The sequence below is a fragment of the Kocuria sp. CPCC 205261 genome, from assembly GCF_040981025.1.
Classification (GTDB): Bacteria; Actinomycetota; Actinomycetes; order Actinomycetales; family Micrococcaceae; genus Kocuria; species Kocuria marina.
Window position 1 is genome coordinate 16224 of record NZ_JAVKPU010000007.1, and the last position, 19952, is coordinate 36175.

General features: G+C 70.3%; 16 protein-coding genes. 11 read left to right on the plus strand and 5 right to left on the minus strand.

Features of this window, described 5'->3' with window-relative positions:
- Positions 1 to 46: 46 nt before the first annotated feature.
- The 3 genes from RF646_RS08165 to RF646_RS08175 form a co-directional block, all read right to left on the minus strand.
- Entirely contained in the window at positions 47 to 649 is a 603-nt protein-coding gene (locus RF646_RS08165) for a TIGR03085 family metal-binding protein (protein ID WP_240918952.1), read from the minus strand.
- A 78-nt stretch (positions 650 to 727) separates the two neighbouring features.
- Positions 728 to 2647 (minus strand): ABC transporter ATP-binding protein, encoded by a 1920-nt coding sequence (locus RF646_RS08170; protein ID WP_144998635.1) that lies wholly within the window; start codon positions 2645 to 2647, stop codon positions 728 to 730.
- Positions 2644 to 4389: an ABC transporter ATP-binding protein gene (locus RF646_RS08175; RefSeq protein ID WP_368835692.1), complete on the minus strand. Its 1746-nt coding sequence runs from the start codon at positions 4387 to 4389 to the stop codon at positions 2644 to 2646. The genes RF646_RS08170 and RF646_RS08175 overlap by 4 nt, the downstream gene beginning before the upstream one ends.
- A gap of 186 nt (positions 4390 to 4575) precedes the next feature.
- On the opposite strand from RF646_RS08175, the gene RF646_RS08180 reads away from it, so the two are divergent.
- From RF646_RS08180 to RF646_RS08220, 9 genes are all read left to right on the plus strand, one after another.
- The gene (locus RF646_RS08180) at positions 4576 to 5850 is read left to right on the plus strand and encodes an Nramp family divalent metal transporter (protein WP_368835693.1); all 1275 of its coding nucleotides are present in this window, start codon (positions 4576 to 4578) and stop codon (positions 5848 to 5850) included.
- Positions 5851 to 5931: 81 nt separating this feature from the next.
- Positions 5932 to 6723 (plus strand): DeoR/GlpR family DNA-binding transcription regulator, encoded by a 792-nt coding sequence (locus tag RF646_RS08185; protein ID WP_085107057.1) that lies wholly within the window; start codon positions 5932 to 5934, stop codon positions 6721 to 6723.
- Positions 6720 to 7766 (plus strand): 1-phosphofructokinase family hexose kinase, encoded by a 1047-nt coding sequence (locus tag RF646_RS08190; protein ID WP_167318784.1) that lies wholly within the window; start codon positions 6720 to 6722, stop codon positions 7764 to 7766. Before RF646_RS08185 ends, RF646_RS08190 begins: the two co-directional genes overlap by 4 nt.
- Before the next feature lie 34 nt (positions 7767 to 7800).
- Positions 7801 to 10044 (plus strand): fructose-specific PTS transporter subunit EIIC, encoded by a 2244-nt coding sequence (locus RF646_RS08195; protein WP_368835694.1) that lies wholly within the window; start codon positions 7801 to 7803, stop codon positions 10042 to 10044.
- A gap of 6 nt (positions 10045 to 10050) precedes the next feature.
- A complete protein-coding gene (ptsP, locus tag RF646_RS08200; RefSeq protein WP_064847220.1) occupies positions 10051 to 11784 on the plus strand; it encodes a phosphoenolpyruvate--protein phosphotransferase in 1734 nt (577 codons plus the stop codon).
- 47 nt (positions 11785 to 11831) lie between these two features.
- Positions 11832 to 12113 carry an HPr family phosphocarrier protein gene (locus RF646_RS08205; RefSeq protein ID WP_035963817.1) on the plus strand — a complete coding sequence of 94 codons (282 nt, stop codon included), beginning with the start codon at positions 11832 to 11834 and terminating at the stop codon, positions 12111 to 12113.
- 124 nt (positions 12114 to 12237) lie between these two features.
- Positions 12238 to 14145, plus strand: coding sequence for an FMN-binding glutamate synthase family protein (locus RF646_RS08210; RefSeq protein ID WP_064847219.1), 1908 nt, complete (start codon positions 12238 to 12240; stop codon positions 14143 to 14145).
- Between the two features lie 88 nt (positions 14146 to 14233).
- On the plus strand, positions 14234 to 15316 hold the full coding sequence (locus tag RF646_RS08215) for a lipid II:glycine glycyltransferase FemX (protein ID WP_368835695.1): 1083 nt from the start codon (positions 14234 to 14236) through the stop codon (positions 15314 to 15316).
- Positions 15317 to 15473: 157 nt separating this feature from the next.
- Entirely contained in the window at positions 15474 to 17585 is a 2112-nt protein-coding gene (locus RF646_RS08220; protein WP_368835696.1) for a threonine/serine exporter family protein, read from the plus strand.
- 4 nt (positions 17586 to 17589) lie between these two features.
- On the opposite strand, the gene RF646_RS08225 is transcribed toward RF646_RS08220, so the two are convergent.
- Complete coding sequence (locus tag RF646_RS08225; RefSeq protein ID WP_368835697.1) at positions 17590 to 18441, minus strand: siderophore-interacting protein; 852 nt, start codon at positions 18439 to 18441, stop codon at positions 17590 to 17592.
- A gap of 19 nt (positions 18442 to 18460) precedes the next feature.
- On the minus strand, positions 18461 to 19144 hold the full coding sequence (locus RF646_RS08230) for a uracil-DNA glycosylase (protein WP_368835698.1): 684 nt from the start codon (positions 19142 to 19144) through the stop codon (positions 18461 to 18463).
- A gap of 59 nt (positions 19145 to 19203) precedes the next feature.
- Here RF646_RS08230 and RF646_RS08235 point away from each other — a divergent pair, with 59 nt between their 5' ends.
- Together RF646_RS08235 and RF646_RS08240 are read left to right on the plus strand one after the other, a co-directional pair.
- Complete coding sequence (locus tag RF646_RS08235; RefSeq protein WP_035963809.1) at positions 19204 to 19428, plus strand: DUF3263 domain-containing protein; 225 nt, start codon at positions 19204 to 19206, stop codon at positions 19426 to 19428.
- 151 nt (positions 19429 to 19579) lie between these two features.
- Complete coding sequence (locus RF646_RS08240) at positions 19580 to 19906, plus strand: hypothetical protein (RefSeq protein ID WP_240505689.1); 327 nt, start codon at positions 19580 to 19582, stop codon at positions 19904 to 19906.
- Positions 19907 to 19952: the final 46 nt, after the last annotated feature.

Genomic DNA, 19952 nt, shown 5'->3' on the forward strand with positions numbered 1-19952 from the left:
AACCGGCCCCGCTTGAGCGGGGCCGGTTCTTCCTGCATGGCGGGTACTACTCCTGGGTGCTCTCCACGTCCGCCTGCTCCTCGCGGCCAAAGGCCCACAAGAGCAGCTCGGACGGTTCACCGCGCACGAGTTCCACGCGCCGGGCGGACTTCTTGCCGCCGCGCACCGCACCGAAACCGCCCGCGAGCAGCACCACGGACTCGGACTTCTTGCGCAGCAGTGCCGGGCCCATGAGCTTGAGCACGTTCCACAGGTCTTTCTGCTCGTCGTTGAGCAACTGCCGGGCGTGCCACTGAGGCTGCGCGCGGCGGACGTCCTCGTGGTGGATGAAGAACTCCCCGGTGTTCATCCGCTTGTCGATCGGGGACCAGCGACCCGGGGAGAAGAGCGGGGGGCGCTCCACGAGGTCCACGAGCTTCTCCCACGGCATCTCCCGGTAGTCGGCGTCCACCGACTTGGCGTGGCGCCCGAGCACGGGCAGCTTGGGGGAGAGCATCCCGGCGACCGCGTCCGGACGGGAATCACGGATGATCAGGTGGATCGCGAGGTCCCGGGCGTCCCAGTCTTCGCACAGGGTGGGGGCGTCCGGCCCCACCCTGCGCAGCAGCGCGGCAAGATGACGACGTTCGACATTGGCGAAGTTGGTCACGTGAACATCCATTCTGTGGGGTGGACCGTCACGTCCACGGTAGACGGGCGCCGCGGTGATTGCCACCGCCGCGCGCGCTCACGAGGCGGGGTCCGCCGCGTTGAACTGCGCCCTGTAGAGGTTGGCGTAGGCCCCGTCCGCCTCGATCAGCTCGTCGTGGGAACCCTGCTCCACGATCCGCCCCGACTCCATGACGATGATCGTGTCCGCGTCCCGGATGGTGGAGAGCCGGTGGGCGATCACGAAGGACGTGCGGCGCTCCCGCAGCGCGGCCATGGCCTTCTGCACGAGCAGCTCCGTGCGGGTGTCCACCGCGGAAGTCGCCTCGTCCAGGATGAGCAGGGACGGTTGCGCCAGGAACGCCCGGGCGATCGTGATCAGCTGCTTCTCACCGGCCGAGACCGAGGAGCCGTCCTCGGAGATCACGGTGTCGTACCCGTCCGGCAGGGCGCGCGCGAAACGGTCCACGTACGTGGCGCGCGCAGCGGCCAGTACCTCCTCGTCCGTGGCGTCCTGACGGCCGTAGCGGATGTTCTCCCGGATGGTGCCGCTGAACAACCACGCGTCCTGGAGCACCATGCCCACCTGTGAACGCAGTTCGTGGCGGGAGAGGTCCCGGATGTCGATCCCGTCCAAGCTGATCCGGCCCGCGTCGATCTCGTAGAAGCGCAGGATGAGGTTCACGAGCGTGGTCTTCCCGGCGCCCGTGGGTCCCACGATCGCCACGGTGCGCCCCGGAGCCACGTGCAGGCACATGTCCTCGATCAGGGGCTCGGCACCCCGGGCCAGGGCGGCCTTGTCGTAGGAGAAGTTCACGTGGTCGAAGCGCACCTCACCGCGCAGCGTGCCCGGCAGGTGGGCGGTGGGCGTCTCCGGTTCCTGTTCGGGGGCGTCGAGCAGTTCGAAGGTGCGTTCCGCGGAGGCGATGCCGGACTGCAACTGGGTGGCCATGCCCGCGACCTGGGACAGCGGCTGGGTGAATTCCCGGGAGTACTGGATGAACGCGGTGGCGTCCCCCAGGGTCAGCTGGCCCGTGGCCACGCGCAGCCCGCCCAGCACGGCGATGCCCACGTAGGACAGGTACGAGATGAACTGCATGACCGGCATGATCGTCCCGGACATGAACTGCGCCCCGAACGCCGCCCGGTACAGTTCCTCGTTGCGCTCGTCGAACTGCTGCTGCATCTGACGCTGTCGGCCGTACGCGTGCACGAGCTCGTGGCCCGAGAAGGATTCCTCGATGTGCCCGTTGAGCTGACCCGTGGCGTGCCATTGCTGTTTGAACAACCGCTGGGAGCGGGTGCCGATGACCCCCGCCGCCACGGCGGACAACGGCAGAGCCACGAGCGCGACGAGCGCCAACTGCCACGAGACGATGAACATCATGACCATGATGCCGAGCACGGTCAGCACGTTCTGCACGAGCTGCGCGAAGGTCTGTTGCAGCGCCGTCTGGATGTTGTCCACGTCGTTGGTCACGCGGGACATCACGTCCCCGCGCTGGCGCGCGTCGAAGTAGCTCAGGGGCAGGGCGTTGACCTTGCGCTCGATCTCCTCGCGCAGGTCGTACACGACCCGCATGACCACGCGGTTGAGCACGTAGCCCTGCAACCACATGAGCACCGAGGCCACGGTGTACATGCCGAGCACCACGAGGATGAGGGTGCCTAGTCGGGTGAAGTCCACGCCCTGTCCCGGGACGAGCGTCATGGCGGACATCATGTCCGCGAGCGTGTCCTGGCCCTGCGCACGCAGCCCGGCCTCGACCTGTTGCTGGCTCGCGCCCGCTGGCAGGGATCTGCCGACGACGCCGGCGAAGATCACGTCCATGGCGCGTCCCAGCACGCGCGGGGCCCACACCGTGAGCACCACGGACAGCACGACGGCCGCGACGACGACGGCGAGCGCCGCCTTGTGCGGGGCCATGAGCTTTACGAGTCGCCCGGCTGAGGCCCAGAAGCGCTGCGGCTTCCGGGCCGGTTCCTGTGTCTCGCTCACCGTTCGCCTCCCGTGGTCTGTTCGGCCGAGAGCTGTGACGTGACGATCTCCCGGTAGGTCTCACTCGCGGCCACGAGCTCCTCGTGGGTGCCGCGCGCGATGATCCGGCCGTGCTCGAGGACCAGGATGAGGTCCGCGTCCGTGATGGTGGAGACGCGCTGGGCCACCGTGATTACGGTGGCGTGCCGGGTCACGGGGCGCAGGGCGGCGCGCAACCGGGCGTCCGTGGCGACGTCGAGTGCCGAGAACGAGTCGTCGAAGACGTAGACCCGGGGGCGGGCCACGAGGGCGCGGGCGATGCTGAGCCGCTGGCGCTGACCCCCGGACACGTTGGTCCCACCCTGGGACACGGGGGCGTCCAGACCCTCGGGCATCTCGCGGACGAAGTCGTCCGCCTGGGCCACGCGCAGGGCCTCCCACAACTCGTCGTCGGTGGCGTCCGCGCGGCCGAAGCGCAGGTTGGACGCCACGGTCCCGGAGAACAGGAACGGCCGCTGCGGGACCAGGCCCACCCGGCCCGCGAGGTCGTCCGGGGCGTAGTCGCGCAGATCCACCCCGTCCAGCAGCACACGGCCGGTCACGGGATCGAGCAAGCGGGGGATCAGGCTAATAAGTGTGCTCTTCCCGGAACCCGTGGCCCCGACCACGGCCACGGTGCGTCCCGGTTCCGCCGCGAAGTCGATCCCGGACAGCACGGGGTCCTCCGCGCCGGGGTACTGGAACGTGACGTCCTCGAACCGGACGTGGCCCACCGGGCGCGGTGCTACGGCCGGTCGCTGCGGCGGGTGCATGGTGGGGCGGGTGTCGAGCACCTCCCCGATCCGCTCGGCGCACACGACCGCGCGCGGGACCATCATGAACATGAACGTGGCCAGCATCACGGCCATGAGGATCTGTAGCATGTACTGCAGGAAGGCGGTCAGCGCCCCGACCTGGATCTGGCCCTGGTCCACGCGGTGGCCGCCGAACCACAGCACGGCCGCGGTGGCCAGGTGCATAACCATGTTGATCACGGGGAACATCAGCACGAACAGCGCCCCGATGCGCAGGGAGATGTCCGTGAGGTCCTGGTTCGCGCTGCGAAAACGCGCGGTCTCGAACGGCTCCTTGACGAAGGCGCGGATCACCCGGATCCCGGTGATCTGTTCGCGCAGCACCCCGTTGATCCCGTCGATGCGTTCCTGCATGATCCGGAACCACGGCATCAATCGGGAGACCACGAGGCCCAGCAGCACCCCCATTACAGGGATGGACACCCACACGAGCCACGACAGCCCCGGGTCCTCCCGCAGGGCCATGACGATCCCGCCCACGCACATGATGGGCGCCATGACCATGAAGTTCAGGCCCATGAGGGTGAGCATCTGGATCTGCTGGACGTCGTTGGTGGTGCGCGTGATCAGCGACGGCGCCCCGAACGTCCCGACCTCGCGCGCGCTGAACTGCCCGACCCGGCGGTAGACGTCCCGGCGCAGGTCCCGGCCCACACCGATCGCCGTGCGGGCACCGCACCACACGGCCACGACGGCAGCGATCACCTGGGCGGACGCCACGGCCAGCATCACGGCGCCGGCGCGCCAGATGTAGTCGGTGTCCCCGCGGGCCACACCGTTGTCGATGATCCGGGCGTTGAGGCTCGGGAGGTAGAGCGTGGCGATCGTGGCCGCCAGTTGGAACACGAGAACGCCCACGACCCATGGGACGTAGGGGCGCGTGAAAGTGCGTAACAAACTCAGCAGCATGACGGTCGATCCTGACGTCGAGCACGGAGGGAGCCGAATACGCGCCCAATATACGCGCGGGCCGGGACACGCTGAACGGACCGGGGCACCCCGGGCTATCCGGGCGTCACGCGCTAAAGTTTCGGTGCACCGAAACTTGCCGTTCCACGCGGTGCGCGGGACGGTGGACATGAGCAGGAGGCCACCATGACGTCGGGCAATCCAGCGCCGCAGGACGCGACCGGTGCGGGGGCTACGACGGCGCGGGCGTCGTCGCACGGGACCATCGCCGCACTCGGGCCGGCGTTCGTGGCCGCGATCGCGTACGTGGACCCCGGCAACGTGGCCGCGAACGTGAGCGCGGGTGCGGGGCATGGCTACCTGCTCGTATGGGTGCTCGTGCTCGCCAACCTCATGGCCATGGTCATCCAGTACCTCTCCGCCAAGCTCGGGATCGTGACGGGGCTGTCCCTGCCGCAGGTCCTAGGCGGTTCGCTGCCGCCCGGTACCCGGGTGCTCTACTGGGCCCAGGCCCAGCTCATGGCGATCGCCACGGACGTCGCCGAGGTGATCGGCGGGGCGCTCGCATTGTGGTTGCTGTTCGGCATCCCGTTGCCCCTGGGCGGGGTGATCGTGGCCGCGCTGTCCATGCTCGTGCTCGCGCTCCAGAACCACCGCGGTCAGCGCGTGTTCGAGACCGTGATCCTGGGGATGCTCGGGATCATCACGGTGGGGTTTCTCGGGGGACTCGTGGTGGGCCCGCCCGATCCGCGGGGTGTGCTCGACGGCCTGGTACCGCGGCTGGAGGGCTTCGAGTCCTTGGTGATCGCGGCGGGGATGCTGGGTGCCACCGTGATGCCCCACGCGATCTACATCCACTCCGCACTGAGTCGGGACCGTCACGGCATGGGCCACGCCCCCGAGCGCGTCTCCCAACTCCTGCGCGCGACCCGCGTGGACGTGGTGCTGGCACTCGTGGTGGCCGGTGCGGTGAACATAGGGATGCTCCTGCTCGCGGCCAGGAACCTCTACGGCGTGGAGGGCACGGACACGATCGAGGGTGCGCAGCACGCGATCTCCGACGCGCTCGGGCCCACCGTGGGGGTCGTCTTCTCCCTGGGGTTGCTGGCCTCCGGGCTCGCCTCCACCGCAGTGGGTGCCTACGCGGGGGACGTGGTCACGGCGGGTCTGTTGCGGTGGCGCATCCCGCTGCTCGCGCGGCGGCTGATCACGGTGATCCCCGCCGTCGTGATCCTGGCGCTCGGCGCGGAACCCACTGCAGCCTTGGTCGGGAGTCAAGTGGTGCTGAGCTTCGGGATCGCGTTCGCGCTCATCCCCCTGGTGCGCGCCACGGGCAGGGCCTCCCTCATGGGTCGCTTCCGCAACGGCCCGGTGCTCGCGGCCATCGGGTGGGTGAGCGCCGCGATCGTGGTGGTGCTGAACGTGGTCCTGCTCGTCATGGGCGTGGGAAATGTGGGTTAGGGCTAGCAAAACCACATAAACAGACATAAGCTCACATCACACAGGGGTTTCACCGCCGACACCCCGGTCCGTGAGGTGAAGATGTTCGCTGCAGAACGCCACGAGGAGATCACACGCACCGTGAGCCACGAGCGCCGTGTCAACGGTGCGGAACTGGCGAAACGGTTCGGTGTGACCATGGAGACGATCCGCCGGGATCTCGCCGTGCTCGAGTCCCAGGGGAACCTGCGCCGTGTGCACGGCGGTGCCGTGTCCGTGGACCAGTCGACGAGCGGGGAACAGGGGATGGACTCCCGATCGCGCCTCGCGGCCGATGAGAAACGGGCCATCGCCCGCAAAGCCCTCGAGGTACTCGAACATGCCGAGGCCGGTGCCGTGGTCCTGGATGCCGGCACCACGGTCGAGGCGCTCGCGGACCTGTTGCTGGCCCGGGACAACCACCTGCCCGGCGGGCAGGAACAGCTGATCATCACCCACGCCCTGCACATCGCGGCGAAACTCGCGGACGCCGAGGGTGTGGGGCTCGAGCTCGTGGGTGGGCGGATCCGCAAACTCACGTGGGCGGCCACCGGCTCGCGGGCCGCCCAGCACTACGACCAGTTGCGCCCGGACCTCGCGTTCGTGGGCTGCAACGGCGCCCACGCCTCCTTCGGGCTGTCCACCCCGGACCCCATCGAGGCCGTGGTCAAGGCGACGATCGTGCGGGCCGCGCGCCGCGTCGTCGTCCTGTGCGACGCGAGCAAGCAGGACCAGGAGACCCTCACGCGCTTCTGCTCGCTCGAACAGATCGACACCTTCATCACCGACCGCGCTCCCGTGGGGGAGCTGGCCCAAGCCCTCGAAGACGCCGACGTGGAAGTGGTTCTCGCATGATCATCACCGTGACCCTCAACCCCTCCGTGGACCGCACCGTGGACCTGCCCGGCCCGCTGGCCCGCGGTCGCGTGCAGCGCGCGAGCGACACCCGCCAGGACCCCGGGGGTAAGGGTGTGAACATCTCGCGCGCGCTGGCCGCGAGCGGTGTGGACACTGTGGCCGTGGTCCCGGGGGACGGCACCGATCCGCTGTTCACCGCGCTCGACGCCGCGGGGGTGCGCTACGACAGCGTGTCCATCGGTGCGCCCGTGCGATCCAACATCACCGTGACCGAACCGGACGGGACCACGACCAAGATCAACGAGCCCGGCCCCCCGCTGGACGAGCACACCGTGGACCGGATCGTGGAACGGATCGTCTCCCGCGGCGCGGGTGCGCAGTGGCTCGTGTTCGCGGGGTCCGTGCCGCCCGGGCCCGCCCCGGACATCTACGCCGTGCTGGCCGCCCGCGTGAGCGGCGCGCTCGGTGCGGCCGCGCCGTCGTTCGCGCTGGACACCTCCGGGGACGTGCTGCGCGCGGCTCTCGCCCCGGGTGTCACCGTCCTGCCGGACGTGATCAAACCCAACGGCCACGAACTCGCGGAGCTGCTGGGCCGCACCGACGGCGATGCGCTCGAGGCCGATCCGCGCGCCGCAGCGGATGCCGGGCGGGAGCTCGTGGCCCGCGGCGTGGGGGCCGTGCTGTGCACTCTGGGCGGCAACGGTGCCGTGCTCGTGACGCCCGAGGGCGCGTGGCACGCCGTGCACGAACCCGTCACGGTGCGCTCGACCGTGGGCGCTGGCGACAGCGCCCTGACCGGGTACCTCGTGGCCGCCCAGCGCGGGGAGGCGCCGGCCGAACGCCTGCGCCGGGCCGTGGCCCACGGCTCCGCCGCCGCCGCCCTGCCCGGGACGCAGATGCCCACGGTCGCGCAGACCACGCCCGACGCCGTGCGGGTCACGCAGCTGACGTCCGCACGGCAAGGCGCCGCGACACCGGACGTCCCGACGCCGAACCCACCGACCCCGGCCGCGCCCCGCGAGACGCAGCCCCGGACCTGATCCACCCACCGCCCCGTAGCCAAGGAGCACCGACATGTCAGATCTGATCAATCCCGGCCTGGTCCTGTTGGACCGGGACCTGGGCGAGTCCACGGAGAGTGTGATCCGTGCACTCGCGGCCACCGTCCACCGGGAGGGCCGCGCGAGCACCGCGGCTTCCCTCGCCGCGGACGCCCTGGCCCGGGAGGCCAAGAACGCCACCGGGATCCCGGGCGGGATCGGCATCCCGCACTGCCGGTCCGAGGCCGTCACGCAGGCCACGCTGGTCATGGCGCGGCTCGCCCCCGCCGTGGACTTCGGGGCCAAGGACGGACCGGCGGACATCGTCTTCTTCATCGCCGCACCGGCCGGCGCGGACCAGGAGCACCTCAAGCTGCTGTCCAAGCTCGCACGTTCCCTCATGAAGAAGCCCTTCGTGGCGTCCCTGCGCGCAGCGCAGTCGCCGGAGGAGGTCGTGGACATCGTGGACACGGCCCTCGGTCTCGCTCCGCAGCCGGACGACGCCGCTGCGGCACCCACCGCGGCGACCGGAACCGCGGCCGCGGGATCCTCCGCCGCGACCGGTCCCGCCGCGACCGGTCCCGCCGCGACCGGTGCCGACGGGTCCGCTGCCACGGGAACCGGCGGTGCCGCTGCCGGCGCAGCCGTAGCTGGTGCGAGCGGTGCGACCGCGGCGTCGAATGCCGGGACGCAGGCACCCACCGGAACGCACGCGCCGCTGACCGAATCCGCGACGTCGACGGCGCCCGATGACGCGGGCGCCCGGGGTCCGCGCAGGCTCGTGGCCGTCACGGCGTGCCCCACCGGCATCGCCCATACCTACATGGCCGCGGACGCCCTGGCCAACACCGCCCAGGAAATGGGGGTGGACCTGCAGGTCGAGACCCAGGGCTCCTCGGGCGCCACGCGTCTGGACCCGGCCGTGATCGGTCAGGCGGAGGCCGTGATCTTCGCGACCGACGTGGACGTGCGGGAGCGCTCGCGGTTCGCGGGTCTGCCGTACATCGCGTCCGCGGTCAAGCGCGGGATCGACGAACCCCGCGAGATGATCCAGGAGGCCCTCGAGGCCGCGGACGATCCCCAGGCGCCCAAGGTCACGGGCGACGGCGGTGAGATCTCCGCCGCCGTGACCGGCAGCGAGGGGTGGGGCACGCGGATCCGCAAGGCCGTGATGACGGGTGTCAGCTACATGATCCCGTTCGTGGCCGCGGGCGGTCTGCTCATGGCGATCGCGTTCATGATCGCGGACCCGGTGCTCGTGGCCCAGCAGGCCGACGACATCCTGGCCACCACCACCCTGGGCAACCTGGGGGACGTGTCCCTGGCCATGTACCTGGGTGCCGTGCTGTTCAAGACCGGCAACCTGGCGATCAGCCTGTTGGTCCCCGCGCTCGCGGGCTACATCGCCTACGGGCTCGCGGACCGTCCGGGCATCGCCCCCGGCTTCGCGGCCGGTCTCGTGGCCAACTTCATGGGCGCCGGGTTCATCGGCGGCATCGTGGGCGGTCTGCTGGCTGGCATCTGCGCGTACTGGCTGACGCTGCCCCGACTGCCCCGCTGGCTCGGATCACTCATGCCCGTGGTCATCATCCCGCTGCTCGCCACGCTGTTCGCCGGCGGGTTGCTGTTCCTGCTGATCGGCGGGCCCATCGCCGCGTTCATGACGTGGCTCACGAGCCTGCTCGCCGGGATGAGCGGTGCCTCGGCCGTGACCCTGGGTGCCGTGCTTGGTCTGATGATGTGCTCGGACCTGGGCGGTCCTATCAACAAGGTGGCCTATTCCTTCGCCGTGGCCGGACTGGGTGCCGCGACCGTGACCAACACGGCGCCGCAGGAGATCATGGCCACCGTGATCGCCGCGGGCATGGTGCCCCCGCTCGGGATGGCGCTCGCCTCCACCGTGCTGGGCCGCAAGTACTTCAGCGCCGCGGAGCGTGAGAACGGCAAGACCTCGTGGCTGCTCGGCGCGTCCTTCATCTCCGAGGGTGCCATCCCGTTCGCCGCGGCCGATCCGCTGCGCGTGATCCCCGCCTCCATGGCCGGTGGCGTGATCACCGGTGCCCTGACGATGGCGTGGGGCGTGACCTCGGCTGCCCCGCACGGTGGGATCTGGATCCTGCCGGTCGTGGACGGACGCTGGGGCTTCGTGGCCGCCATCCTGGCGGGCACCGTGGTCACCGCCGTGCTGGTCACCCTCTTCAAGCGCATTGGCAACGTGAAGAAGCACGTGGGCGAGGTCCCCGGGGTTCCGCAGACACAACAAACCGTGGAAGTGTGAGACATCATGACTGACAACGACGTGACCGGTGCCGCACAGCAGCGCGTGGAACTGCGCGGTGTGGGGGTCAGCCCCGGGCGTGTGATCGCCCCCGTGGTGCACATGGCACCCGCCGTGAGCGAGCCGCCCGAGGGTGAGCCGCTCACCGGGGACGCCGAGGCCGCGATCGACCGCCTCAAGGCAGCGGCGCTCGAGGTCAAGGCCGAGCTCAAGGAAAGGGCCGCTCGGGCGCGCTCGGAATCCGCGGCGGAGGTACTCAAGGCCACGTCCCTCATGGCGGGGGACAAGGCCCTGATCAAGAACGCGGGCAAGCTCGTGACCGATCAGCAGCTCAGCCCCGAGCGGGCGCTGTGGCAGGCTGCCACGGCGTACGCGGACCAGATGCGGGCCATGGGCGGCTACATGGCCGAACGTGCCGCGGACATCGAGGACGTCCGCGCGCGCATCGTCGCCCGACTGCGCGGGGAAGACGCCCCGGGTGTGCCCCAGCGCAAGGAGCCGTTCGTGCTCGCGGCCGAGGACCTCGCACCGGCGGACACCGCGGTGCTGGATCCGGACGTCGTCGTGGCGCTGGTGACAGCCTCCGGCGGACCCCAGTCCCACACGGCGATCCTCGCGCGCAACCTCGGGCTGCCGGCCGCCGTGGCCGTCGAGGGGATCCTCGAGGTCCCCGCGGGGACGCCCGTGTTCGTGGACGGTGCCGAGGGCGCCGTCGTCGCGGCACCGGCAGAGCACGAACGCGAGGCAGTGACCGCGTGGCAGCGCGCGGCCGCGCAACTCGCGTCCTTCGACGGCCGGGGCGCGCTCGCGGACGGCACCGAGGTCCCGCTGCTCGCCAACGTGGGCACCGGCGACGACGCCCGCGCGGCTGCCGAGGCCGGCGCCGAGGGCGTGGGGTTGTTGCGCACCGAGTTCTGCTTCCTGGGCCGGGACAGCGAACCCACCGTGGCCGAACAGACCCAGGCGTACGCCGAGATCTTCGCGGCGTTCGAGGGCAAGAAGGTGGTCGTGCGTACGCTCGACGCCGGGGCGGACAAGCCCCTGCCCTTCCTCACGGACACCACCGAGCCCAATCCCGCGCTCGGTGTGCGCGGCTACCGCACCGACTGGACCACCCCGGGCGTGCTGCAGCGCCAGCTCGAGGCGATCGCGGCGGCGGCCCGGGAGACCGGTGCGCACGTGTGGGTCATGGCACCCATGATCGCCACCGCGGAGGAGGCCGCCCGGTTCCACGAACTCGCGAGCGCCGAGGGGCTGCAGGTCACCGGCGTCATGGTCGAGACACCCGCCGCGGCCATCACCGCCGAGCAGATCCTCGAGCGCGTGGACTTCGTGTCGCTCGGGACCAACGACCTCACCCAGTACACGATGGCCGCGGACCGCATGCTGGGTGCACTCGCCGAGTTGAACTCCCCGTGGCAACCGGCCGTGCTGCGCATGATCGAGCGCACCGCGGCGGGTGCGCGAGCGGCGTCTGACGCGTCCGGTGAACACAAGAACGTGGGCGTGTGCGGCGAGGCCGCCGCGGACCCCGCGCTCGCCGTGGTGCTCGTGGGGCTCGGGGTGGACACCCTGTCCATGAGCGCGCGCTCGCTCGCCGCCGTCGCCGCCGTGCTCGCCCGCGTGGACACCGCCCAGGCCGAGCGGCTGGCCGCACTCGCCGTGTCCGCCACGAGCGCGCGCGAGGCCAAGGAAGCCGTGCGGGCACAGTTGCCCGTGCTGCACGAACTGGGGCTGTGACCCCGCCCGAACCAGCGTCACCCGAACCGACCCAGCAAGGAGCTGACATGTCAGAACGCATTGCCACCGTGGCCTCCCGTGTGGGGCTGCACGCCCGGCCCGCCGCGATCTTCGCGGAGGCCGCCGGCGAGTACGAGAACCTGGAGATCACCATCCGCGCCGAGGGCGAGGACGCCGAGGAGGGCATGGACGCGTCCTCTGTGCTGTCCCTGATGTCCCTGGGCGCGGCCCACGGGGACAAGGTGGTCCTCGCGGCCGACGGCGACGGCGCCGAGGAAGCCCTCGAGCACCTCGCCTCGATCATCGAGACGGACCTCGACGCCGAGTGATCCTCACCACCGCCGACGCCGGGCGCCCCTGTGTGGGCACCCGGCGTCGGCGCTTTCCCGGGGGGTGATCGTCTCATTCCGGTGACCGGGGTCGGGGCCCAGGGCGAGGAGTACGGTGAATCGCATGGTGCGGTTTCTCATTCTGACCGGTCTGGTCGTGGCCACGATTGCCACGGTTCTCGCAGCGGTCTTCGGTCCCTGGGGATGGTGGATCCTCGCAGTCATCTTCTTCCTGCTGTTGCTCGTGGGCATCCGCGATGCGACGCAGCGCAGGCATTCGATCCTGCGCAACTTCCCCGTGCTCGGGCACGCGCGGTTCTTCATGGAGAAGATCCGCCCCGAGATCCAGCAGTACTTCATCGAGCGCAACTACGACGGCAAGCCGTTCAACCGTGACCAGCGCTCGCTCGTGTACTCGCGGGCCAAGGGCTTCAAGGGCGACAAGGCGTTCGGCACCGAGCTCAACGTGAACGAACCGGGCTACGAGTATTTCGTCCAGTCCGTGGCGCCCAAGGCGGCTCCGGAGAGCGAGCACCGCGTGCGCCTGGGCGGGCCGGACTGCAAGCAGCCGTACGACGCCTCGCTGCTGAACATCTCCTCCATGAGCTTCGGCTCCCTGTCCAAGAACGCCGTGCTCGCCATGAACAAGGGCGCGGCCATGGGCGGGTTCGCGCAGGAGACCGGTGAGGGCGGGCTGACCAAGTACCACCTCGCCCACGACGCCGACATTATTTGGGAGTTCGGTTCCGGGTACTTCGGCACGCGTGACGAGAACGGCAACTTCGACCCGGAGGCCTTTCGCAAGAAGTCCAACCTGCCGCAGGTCAAGGCCATCAACATCAAGCTCTCCCAGGGCGCCAAGCCGGGCCTGGGCGGCGTGCTGCCGGGCTCCAAGGTGACCGAGGAGATCGCGGAGGCGCGCATGGTCCCCGTGGGCCAGACCTGCATCTCCCCGGCCAGCCACTCGGCGTTCACCACGCCGCGCGGTCTGATCCAGTTCGTGGCCCATCTGCGGGAACTGTCCAACGGCAAGCCGATCGGCTTCAAGCTGTGCGTGGGCTCGCGCGTGGAGTTCCTGGCCATCTGCAAGGCCATGATCGAGGAGAAGGTCACCCCGGACTTCATCATCGTGGACGGTTCCGAGGGCGGCACCGGCGCCGCACCGCTCGAGTACCAGGACCACGTGGGCACCCCGCTCGTGGAGGGTCTGATCCTGGTGCACAACGCGCTCGTGGGTGCGGGACTGCGGGACCGGATCAAGATCGGCGCCGCCGGGAAGATCACCTCGGGCCACGACATCGTGCGCCACATCATCCAGGGTGCTGACTTCTGCATGAGCGCGCGCGCCATGATGATGGCCGTGGGCTGCATCCAGGCTCAGGCGTGCCACACCAACAAGTGCCCCGTGGGCGTGACCACGCAGAACCCCAAGCTCTACAAGGCCCTCGACATCGAGGACAAGGGTGACCGCGTGGAGCGTTACCACCGCCTGACCGTGGAGGAAGCGGGCCAGATCATCTCCACCATGGGCTGCGAGCACCCCGAGGAGCTCACGCGTCAGATGCTGCGCCGCAAGGTCACGGCCACCCAGAGCATCTCGTACGAGACCCTTTACCGCTGGCTCACGCCGGGCGAGCTGTTCGAGGGCGTCGAAGGCGGTTGGGGTGAGGACTGGGATTACGCCGATCCGGACAAGTTCACCCCGGGTCACCCGGGCAAGTACGTGTTCAAGGGCCGCAGCCCGCTGGAACCCGGCGACGTCATGCCGGCGGACGATCGCGAGCCGGCGCTGTCCGGTGCCCGCGGCGGCGAGCGCGGTACCGAGTCCGCCACGCCGCGCACGAGCGGGCCGTCCGCGGGGCAGGCCTCCGAGGCGAACCCCGGGCAGTCCACCGCGGGCACGAGCCGGCGTCCCGAGGGGCAGCCTGGCAACGCGGCCGGTGCCCAGCACACGACGAGCGACCCGTCCCCGGACTCCGATCACGTGGACCCCTCCGACGACTCACGCACCCGCAACCCCGGGCTCGCCTGAGCCCGAGGGATACCATGTGAGGCGGTGCCGCGACAGCGCGGCACCGCCTCACGTCGTCAGTGCCCCCCTGTACAGGATTGAGAGAGCCTTGCGAGAATTCACGGCACGTTTTGCCACCGATCAGGAAATCGCCGAGTGGGACTCCCACGTCACGGCCAACCCCTCGGGCGGCAACCTGTTGCAGTCGGAGGCGTTCGCGCTGGTCAAGAAGGACCACGGGTGGAAGCCGCAGTACGTGGTGTACGAACCCACGGACGGTTCGCAGCCCAGTTACAACCTGGTGCTCGAGAAGTCCGTGCCCGCCCTGGGCAGGCTGTGGTACATGATCAAGGGCCCGGACGTGGCGAGCGTGGACGACATCCCCGGCATCGTGGCGGCCAACGAGCGCTTCGTGGCGGGTCCCGCGCGCGGCGTGTTCGCGATCAAGTACGAACCCGAGATCGTGGCCTCCGACTACGCCGCGGGCGTGATGGCGCGCAGTGGACTCGTGAAGTCCTTCGAGATTCAGCCCAATGACTCCACCGCCGTGCTGGACACGCACATGGACGAGAAGGCCCTGCTCAAGTCCCTGCACTCGCGGGGTCGCAACGCGGTGCGCCGTGCGACCCGCGAGGGCTGCGAGGTGGACCAGGTCCCGCTCACGGAGGAGAACATGCGCGCGATGTACGCGCTCATGGATTCCGTGGGTCAGGGTCACGCCAAGGTGACCCTGCGTTCCTACGAGTACTACCGGGCGTTCTGGAACAATTTCGCCGATCGCGGTCAGGGCCGGCTCTACTTCACGTACGAGGACGGCAAGCCCTCGGTGGGTGCCTACGTGATCTCCTACGGGCGCAAGGGCACCTACAAGGACGGCGGTTCCAAGCCGCGGCGCAAGCAGTACGGGGACTCGCACCTCGTGCAGTGGAGCGCCATTACGGACCTGAAGCAGGACCACGAGATCACCCAGTACGACTTCTGCGGGACCCCGCCCTCCGACCAGCTCAAGAACAAGGAGCACCCCTACTACGGTCTGGGGTTGTTCAAGACGAGCTTCACCAAGACTGTCGTGGATTACGTGGGCGTTTGGGATCAGCCACTCAGCCGCGCGAAATATGCTGTGTGGAACAACGTGGCGGAGAAGGTACAGCGCCAGTTGTGGGTGCGCCGCACGGGTCAGCCCTTCTACTGATCGGCGGCCGCGGCCCCTCCACCCGGCCCCCGCTCGCCCGCAGGCGCGAGGACGTGGGCGAGCACGGGCGCGCGAGCGGATGCGTGTGGGCCGGCACCCCAGCACACAGGAGTCGAACAGTGCCTGCGGCGGCAGGGAAGGGTGATCCCACGTGAGCGTGAGCGAGCAATTGACGCGTCTGGCGCGCCAGGGCTACCCGTCCTCGGGTGAGAGCACGGGCCCGTACGCGGTGGACGGTGAACCGTTCGGTCCCGCCGGGGACACCGCGCTGCGCGACGCCGTGCAGCACACGAGTCCGCGGCGTCGTACGCGTTACGCACCGCGCCCCACCGAGGAACAGGCCGCCCGGGCGGAACTGCGTAGCGCGCCCGTGCACACCGACACCCGGACGACGTCGCAGCTGCGGGTCCCCGGCGTCCGTCCCCGCAGCGCCGGGCACGGTCCCGCGAACGGCACCGGAACGCCGCAGGTCTCCTCCCTGCCCGTCCTCACACCGGGCCAGATCGCCGCCGACCGCGCGGGCCAGGGGCACCGGGCGGCGGTTCCCGCGGCATTGACCGAACCCATCGGCAGCCCGTCCCGGCGTGGCACCGCCCCCGCGAGCTCACCCGTGGAGCGCCCGGAAACCGTGGCGCACGAGCCGGCGCCCGCGACCACCGCGATCTCGCGGGGCGTGTACCCGGCCACCCGGGTCAAACCGTCGCGGGCACCCAAGGCACTGTTGCGCTCCCTCGTGCAGGGGGACGCCGCGCCCACCGCGCCCATGCGTGTGGTGGACCGGCTCACCGCCACACCGTTCCAGCACCTGCGCAAGTTCGGGGACAGCACGGACCGCCAGGCCCGGCGCACCCTGAACTTCGCGCTGCGCCTGGCCGAGACCATGTTCCACTACGGCGCGGACGCGCTGGACGTGGAGAACGCGATCATCGCGGTGTGCGCCACGTACGGGGTGGAGAACCTGGACGTGGACATCACCAACCAGTCGGTGACCATCAACTACGTCGCGGAGACCACGGCCACGGGCAAACTCACCGCCGCCGGCGAGGCCCTGCGGCGGGTCACCGAGGACACCGGTTCCTCCGCCCACCCCGCGACCGCCCTGGCGGGCACACCCGGGACCACGGGGGAGCAGCGCGGGAGCTCCGCGCCGCGCACCGGCCAGGACCCGTGGGGCGATTCTTCGACCTCGAGCCACACCGTGATGCGCGTGGTGCGTTCGTGGACCGACAACTACTCGGGTCTCGCGGACTCCCATCAGCTCGTGACCCGGATCATCGAGGGCAACACGCCCCTGCGGGACGCCGAACGGGAGCTCGCCCGGATCAACGCCCGGCCCAAGCCCTACCCCAAGTGGGTCGTGTGGCTCGCCACGGTGATCGCGGCGGGGACCATCACGCTGGCGATCGGCGGCAGCCCGGCCGGTGCGCTCGTGGCCGTGGTCTCCTCCGTGGTGGTGCAGTCCGTCACGGCGAAACTGGGGGCGTGGCGGATCCCGGAGTTCTTCTCCCTCGCGGCCAACGCCCTGGTGGTCACGCTCGGTGCCCTGTTGATCTCGGCGGTGGGGGTCGAGGTGTCCCCGCCCAGGGTCATCGCCGGTGGGATCATCATGTTGTTGCCCACCACCCGCATGGTCTCCACGATGCAGGACGCGATCAACGGTTTTCCCGTGACCGCGGCCGGACGACTACTGTCCACCGCCATGGCGTTCCTGGGGATCGTGGCCGGGATCGCCCTGGGGATCACCTTGTCGGCGCACCTGGGGGTCCCACGGATTGACGTTTCCCAGTCCGGGTTCACACCCGCGGCAGCCATGACCAACACGGTGTTCATGCTGATCTCCACCGCTCTGATCGCGATCACCATGCAGGCGAAGCCGCGTCACCTGCTGCCCGCCGTAGCCGCGGCCCTCGTGGGCCTCGGTTTTTACCACGGCATCGGTAGCTTCGATCCCAGCACACGATTGGCCACGGGCATGGGGGCTGTGGCGAGCGGTTGCGTGGCCGCGCTGCTCGCGGCGAGGGCCAAGATCCCGCAGGCGATCCTCGCGATCCCCGCGATGACCTACCTGCTGCCCGGGTTGAGCCTGTTCCGCGGAATGTACGCGATCACCGTGGAGAACGAGACCACGGGGGACGGCATCACGGGACTCGTCAACGCCATGGTGTCCATCGTGCTGCTCGCGGCGGGCGTGGTGCTCGCCAAGTACCTCATGCGCCCGTTCATCGAGCGGATGCAGTACCTCTCCCAGCGGCGCAACCGCCGCCGCTGACCGGTCAGAGGATCTTGCCCACGGGCAGCTTCTTCTCCGCCTGGAACGTCTCCTCGGCCCGCCCGGCCGCCCAGTACCCGGACAGGGATACCTGCGAACGCTCGAGCCCGCGGACGTCGAGCAGTTCCTTCCGGGCAGCCTTCATGGCCTCGCGCTCGCCGTGCACGAACGCCTGCACCCCCGCGGTGTCCTCGGGCCACGCGGCGTTCGCGAGTCCCGTCACGAGGGCGCGCTCACCGTCCCGCTGAGCGGCGCGGTGCACCCAGCGCACCCGGACGCCCTCGGGGATCGCGAGGTCGGTGAGGTCGAGTTCGTGGGAGGCGTCCTCGACCTCCAGGAAGGCTTCTCCGCGCGCCGAGGCGGGCAGCGCCTCGAGGTTCGCGAGCACGGCGGGGACGGCGGCGTCGTCGCCAGCGAAGACGCTCCACGCGGCGGCCGGATCCGGGAGCCACTTGCCGCCCGGGCCGAGCGCCACGATCCGGTCGCCGGGGGACGCGGCATCCGCCCACGGCCCCGCATAGCCTTCGGTGCCGTGCAGGGCGACGTCGATCCATACGGTCTCGGCGTCGGGTTCCGTGTGGCGCAGGGTCATGTGCCGCGTGACGGGCTGGTCCTGGGGTGCGGCGTTTTCGCGCGCGGCCCAGTAGTCGGGGAACGCGCCGGGCGCGGTCGCCGCGAGCGTGGCTGCGGAGAAGAAGACGAGCTTGACGTACTTCTCCGGCGCCTCCATGTCCTGGAACTGCTCGGCGTTCTCGATCCTGCACACCACGCGCACCATGCCCGGGGAGAGCTGAATCCGGTCCGTAACCGTGAGGTTGAGCTGGGGTTTGCGGGGTCGCGCCGGAGTTTGTGCCATGCGTCCAGCGTAGGTGCTGCTACGCGGGCAGTTCCCACGAGACGGGCTGGGCGCCCTGTTGTTGCAGCAGCTCGTTGGCGCGGGAGAACGGGCGGGAACCGAAGAACCCCCGGGACGCGGACAACGGGGACGGGTGCACCGATTCCACGGTGGGCGCCCCACCCAGCCAGTTCTTGGTGCCGCGGGCGTCGCGACCCCACAGGATGCCGACGAGGGGTTGCTCGCGCGCCCCGAGCGCGCGGATCGCGCACTCCGTGACCGCTTCCCAGCCCTTGCCCCGGTGGGACGCGGGGGAGCCCGCGCGCACCGTGAGGACCCTGTTGAGCAGCATGACGCCCTGCTCGGCCCACGAGGACAGGTCCCCGTGCGCGGGCGGCGTGATCCCCAGATCGGAGTGCAGTTCCTTGTAGATGTTCTGCAGGGACCGCGGGATCGGGCGCACGTCCGGGGCCACCGAGAACGAGAGGCCCATCGCGTGGCCCGGGGTGGGGTAGGGGTCCTGGCCCACGATCAACACCTTGACCGCGGACATCGGCTCGCGAAGCGCGCGGAAGATGTGGTCCCCAGCGGGCAGGGTGTGGTGGCCCTCGGCGTGTTCGGCGCGCAGGAACTCGCCCACGGCCCGGATCTGCGGCTCCACGGGCTGCAAGGCACGGGCCCACTCCTCGTTCATGATCTCGTGCAACGGGGGCGGGGTGTTCACGGTGCGACCTCCAGGGCGTGCGGCCTCCGGGTGCCGCCCGGAGCGTTAGGGTTGAGCCCATGTCTACCACGGGCGACGGCCTCGACGAGCTCGACCGGGCCATCCTGGACCTGGAGTCCGAGCACTGGAAGTACCGCGGCGCCAAGGAGTCCGCGATCCGCTCCCGCCTGGGGTTGAGCCCCGTGCACTACTACCAACGGCTCAACGCCCTGATCTCCTCAGAGGCCGCCGCGCGCCACGCCCCCATGCTGATCTCCCGGTTGCGCCGCGCGCGCAATCGCTGAGTGGGTCCCCGGGTGCGCGTGGGATAGTGGGCAGCGCACCGCGGACCCCTGACCGCCGCGGGTCCGGCAGGCGGGGCGCACGCCGTCCCACGGTCCCGGCACCCGCGGGTCGGCGCCCCCGATCCCGCCGTTCGTTGAGGAGAGCCACAGCATGAGCGAGTACCCCCGTGACGAGTTCGACGACGTCCCCGAGGACGGCGCCCGGCAGGGTGCCCACCGGGGCCATAACCCGAACGCCCGAGCGGGGTCCCGGGGCAAGTTCCTGGCGATCCTCGTGACCGGTGTGCTCGCCCTCGTCCTGGGGGCGGTGGCCTTCGTGAACGCCCCGCGCACGGCCCAGGAAGCGCTCGCCCTCCCCGCCGCAGCCGTTGCGGTGTCCGCGGACGACGACGCCGCGGCCGGTGCCTCCGCGGTGGGTGCCGTGGCGCTCGGGACGGCCGCGAGCGACGTCGTGCCCGGAGCCCCCGCGGCCGCCTGAGCCGCCCGTTCAGCCGGGGACGAAACCTGAGTCCACTGGACGCAGG

Excerpts from the sequence above, each read along its gene's own strand:
- ptsP (WP_064847220.1), top strand. The coding sequence starts at position 10,051 with ATGACTGACAACGACGTGACCGGTGCCGCACAGCAGCGCGTGGAACTG.
- RF646_RS08240 (WP_240505689.1), top strand. The coding sequence starts at position 19,580 with ATGAGCGAGTACCCCCGTGACGAGTTCGACGACGTCCCCGAGGACGGC.
- RF646_RS08180 (WP_368835693.1), top strand. The coding sequence starts at position 4,576 with ATGACGTCGGGCAATCCAGCGCCGCAGGACGCGACCGGTGCGGGGGCT.
- RF646_RS08195 (WP_368835694.1), top strand. The coding sequence starts at position 7,801 with ATGTCAGATCTGATCAATCCCGGCCTGGTCCTGTTGGACCGGGACCTG.
- RF646_RS08235 (WP_035963809.1), top strand. The coding sequence starts at position 19,204 with ATGTCTACCACGGGCGACGGCCTCGACGAGCTCGACCGGGCCATCCTG.
- RF646_RS08210 (WP_064847219.1), top strand. The coding sequence starts at position 12,238 with ATGGTGCGGTTTCTCATTCTGACCGGTCTGGTCGTGGCCACGATTGCC.
- RF646_RS08205 (WP_035963817.1), top strand. The coding sequence starts at position 11,832 with ATGTCAGAACGCATTGCCACCGTGGCCTCCCGTGTGGGGCTGCACGCC.
- RF646_RS08185 (WP_085107057.1), top strand. The coding sequence starts at position 5,932 with ATGTTCGCTGCAGAACGCCACGAGGAGATCACACGCACCGTGAGCCAC.
- RF646_RS08225 (WP_368835697.1), bottom strand. The coding sequence starts at position 18,441 with ATGGCACAAACTCCGGCGCGACCCCGCAAACCCCAGCTCAACCTCACG.
- RF646_RS08175 (WP_368835692.1), bottom strand. The coding sequence starts at position 4,389 with ATGCTGCTGAGTTTGTTACGCACTTTCACGCGCCCCTACGTCCCATGG.
- RF646_RS08190 (WP_167318784.1), top strand. The coding sequence starts at position 6,720 with ATGATCATCACCGTGACCCTCAACCCCTCCGTGGACCGCACCGTGGAC.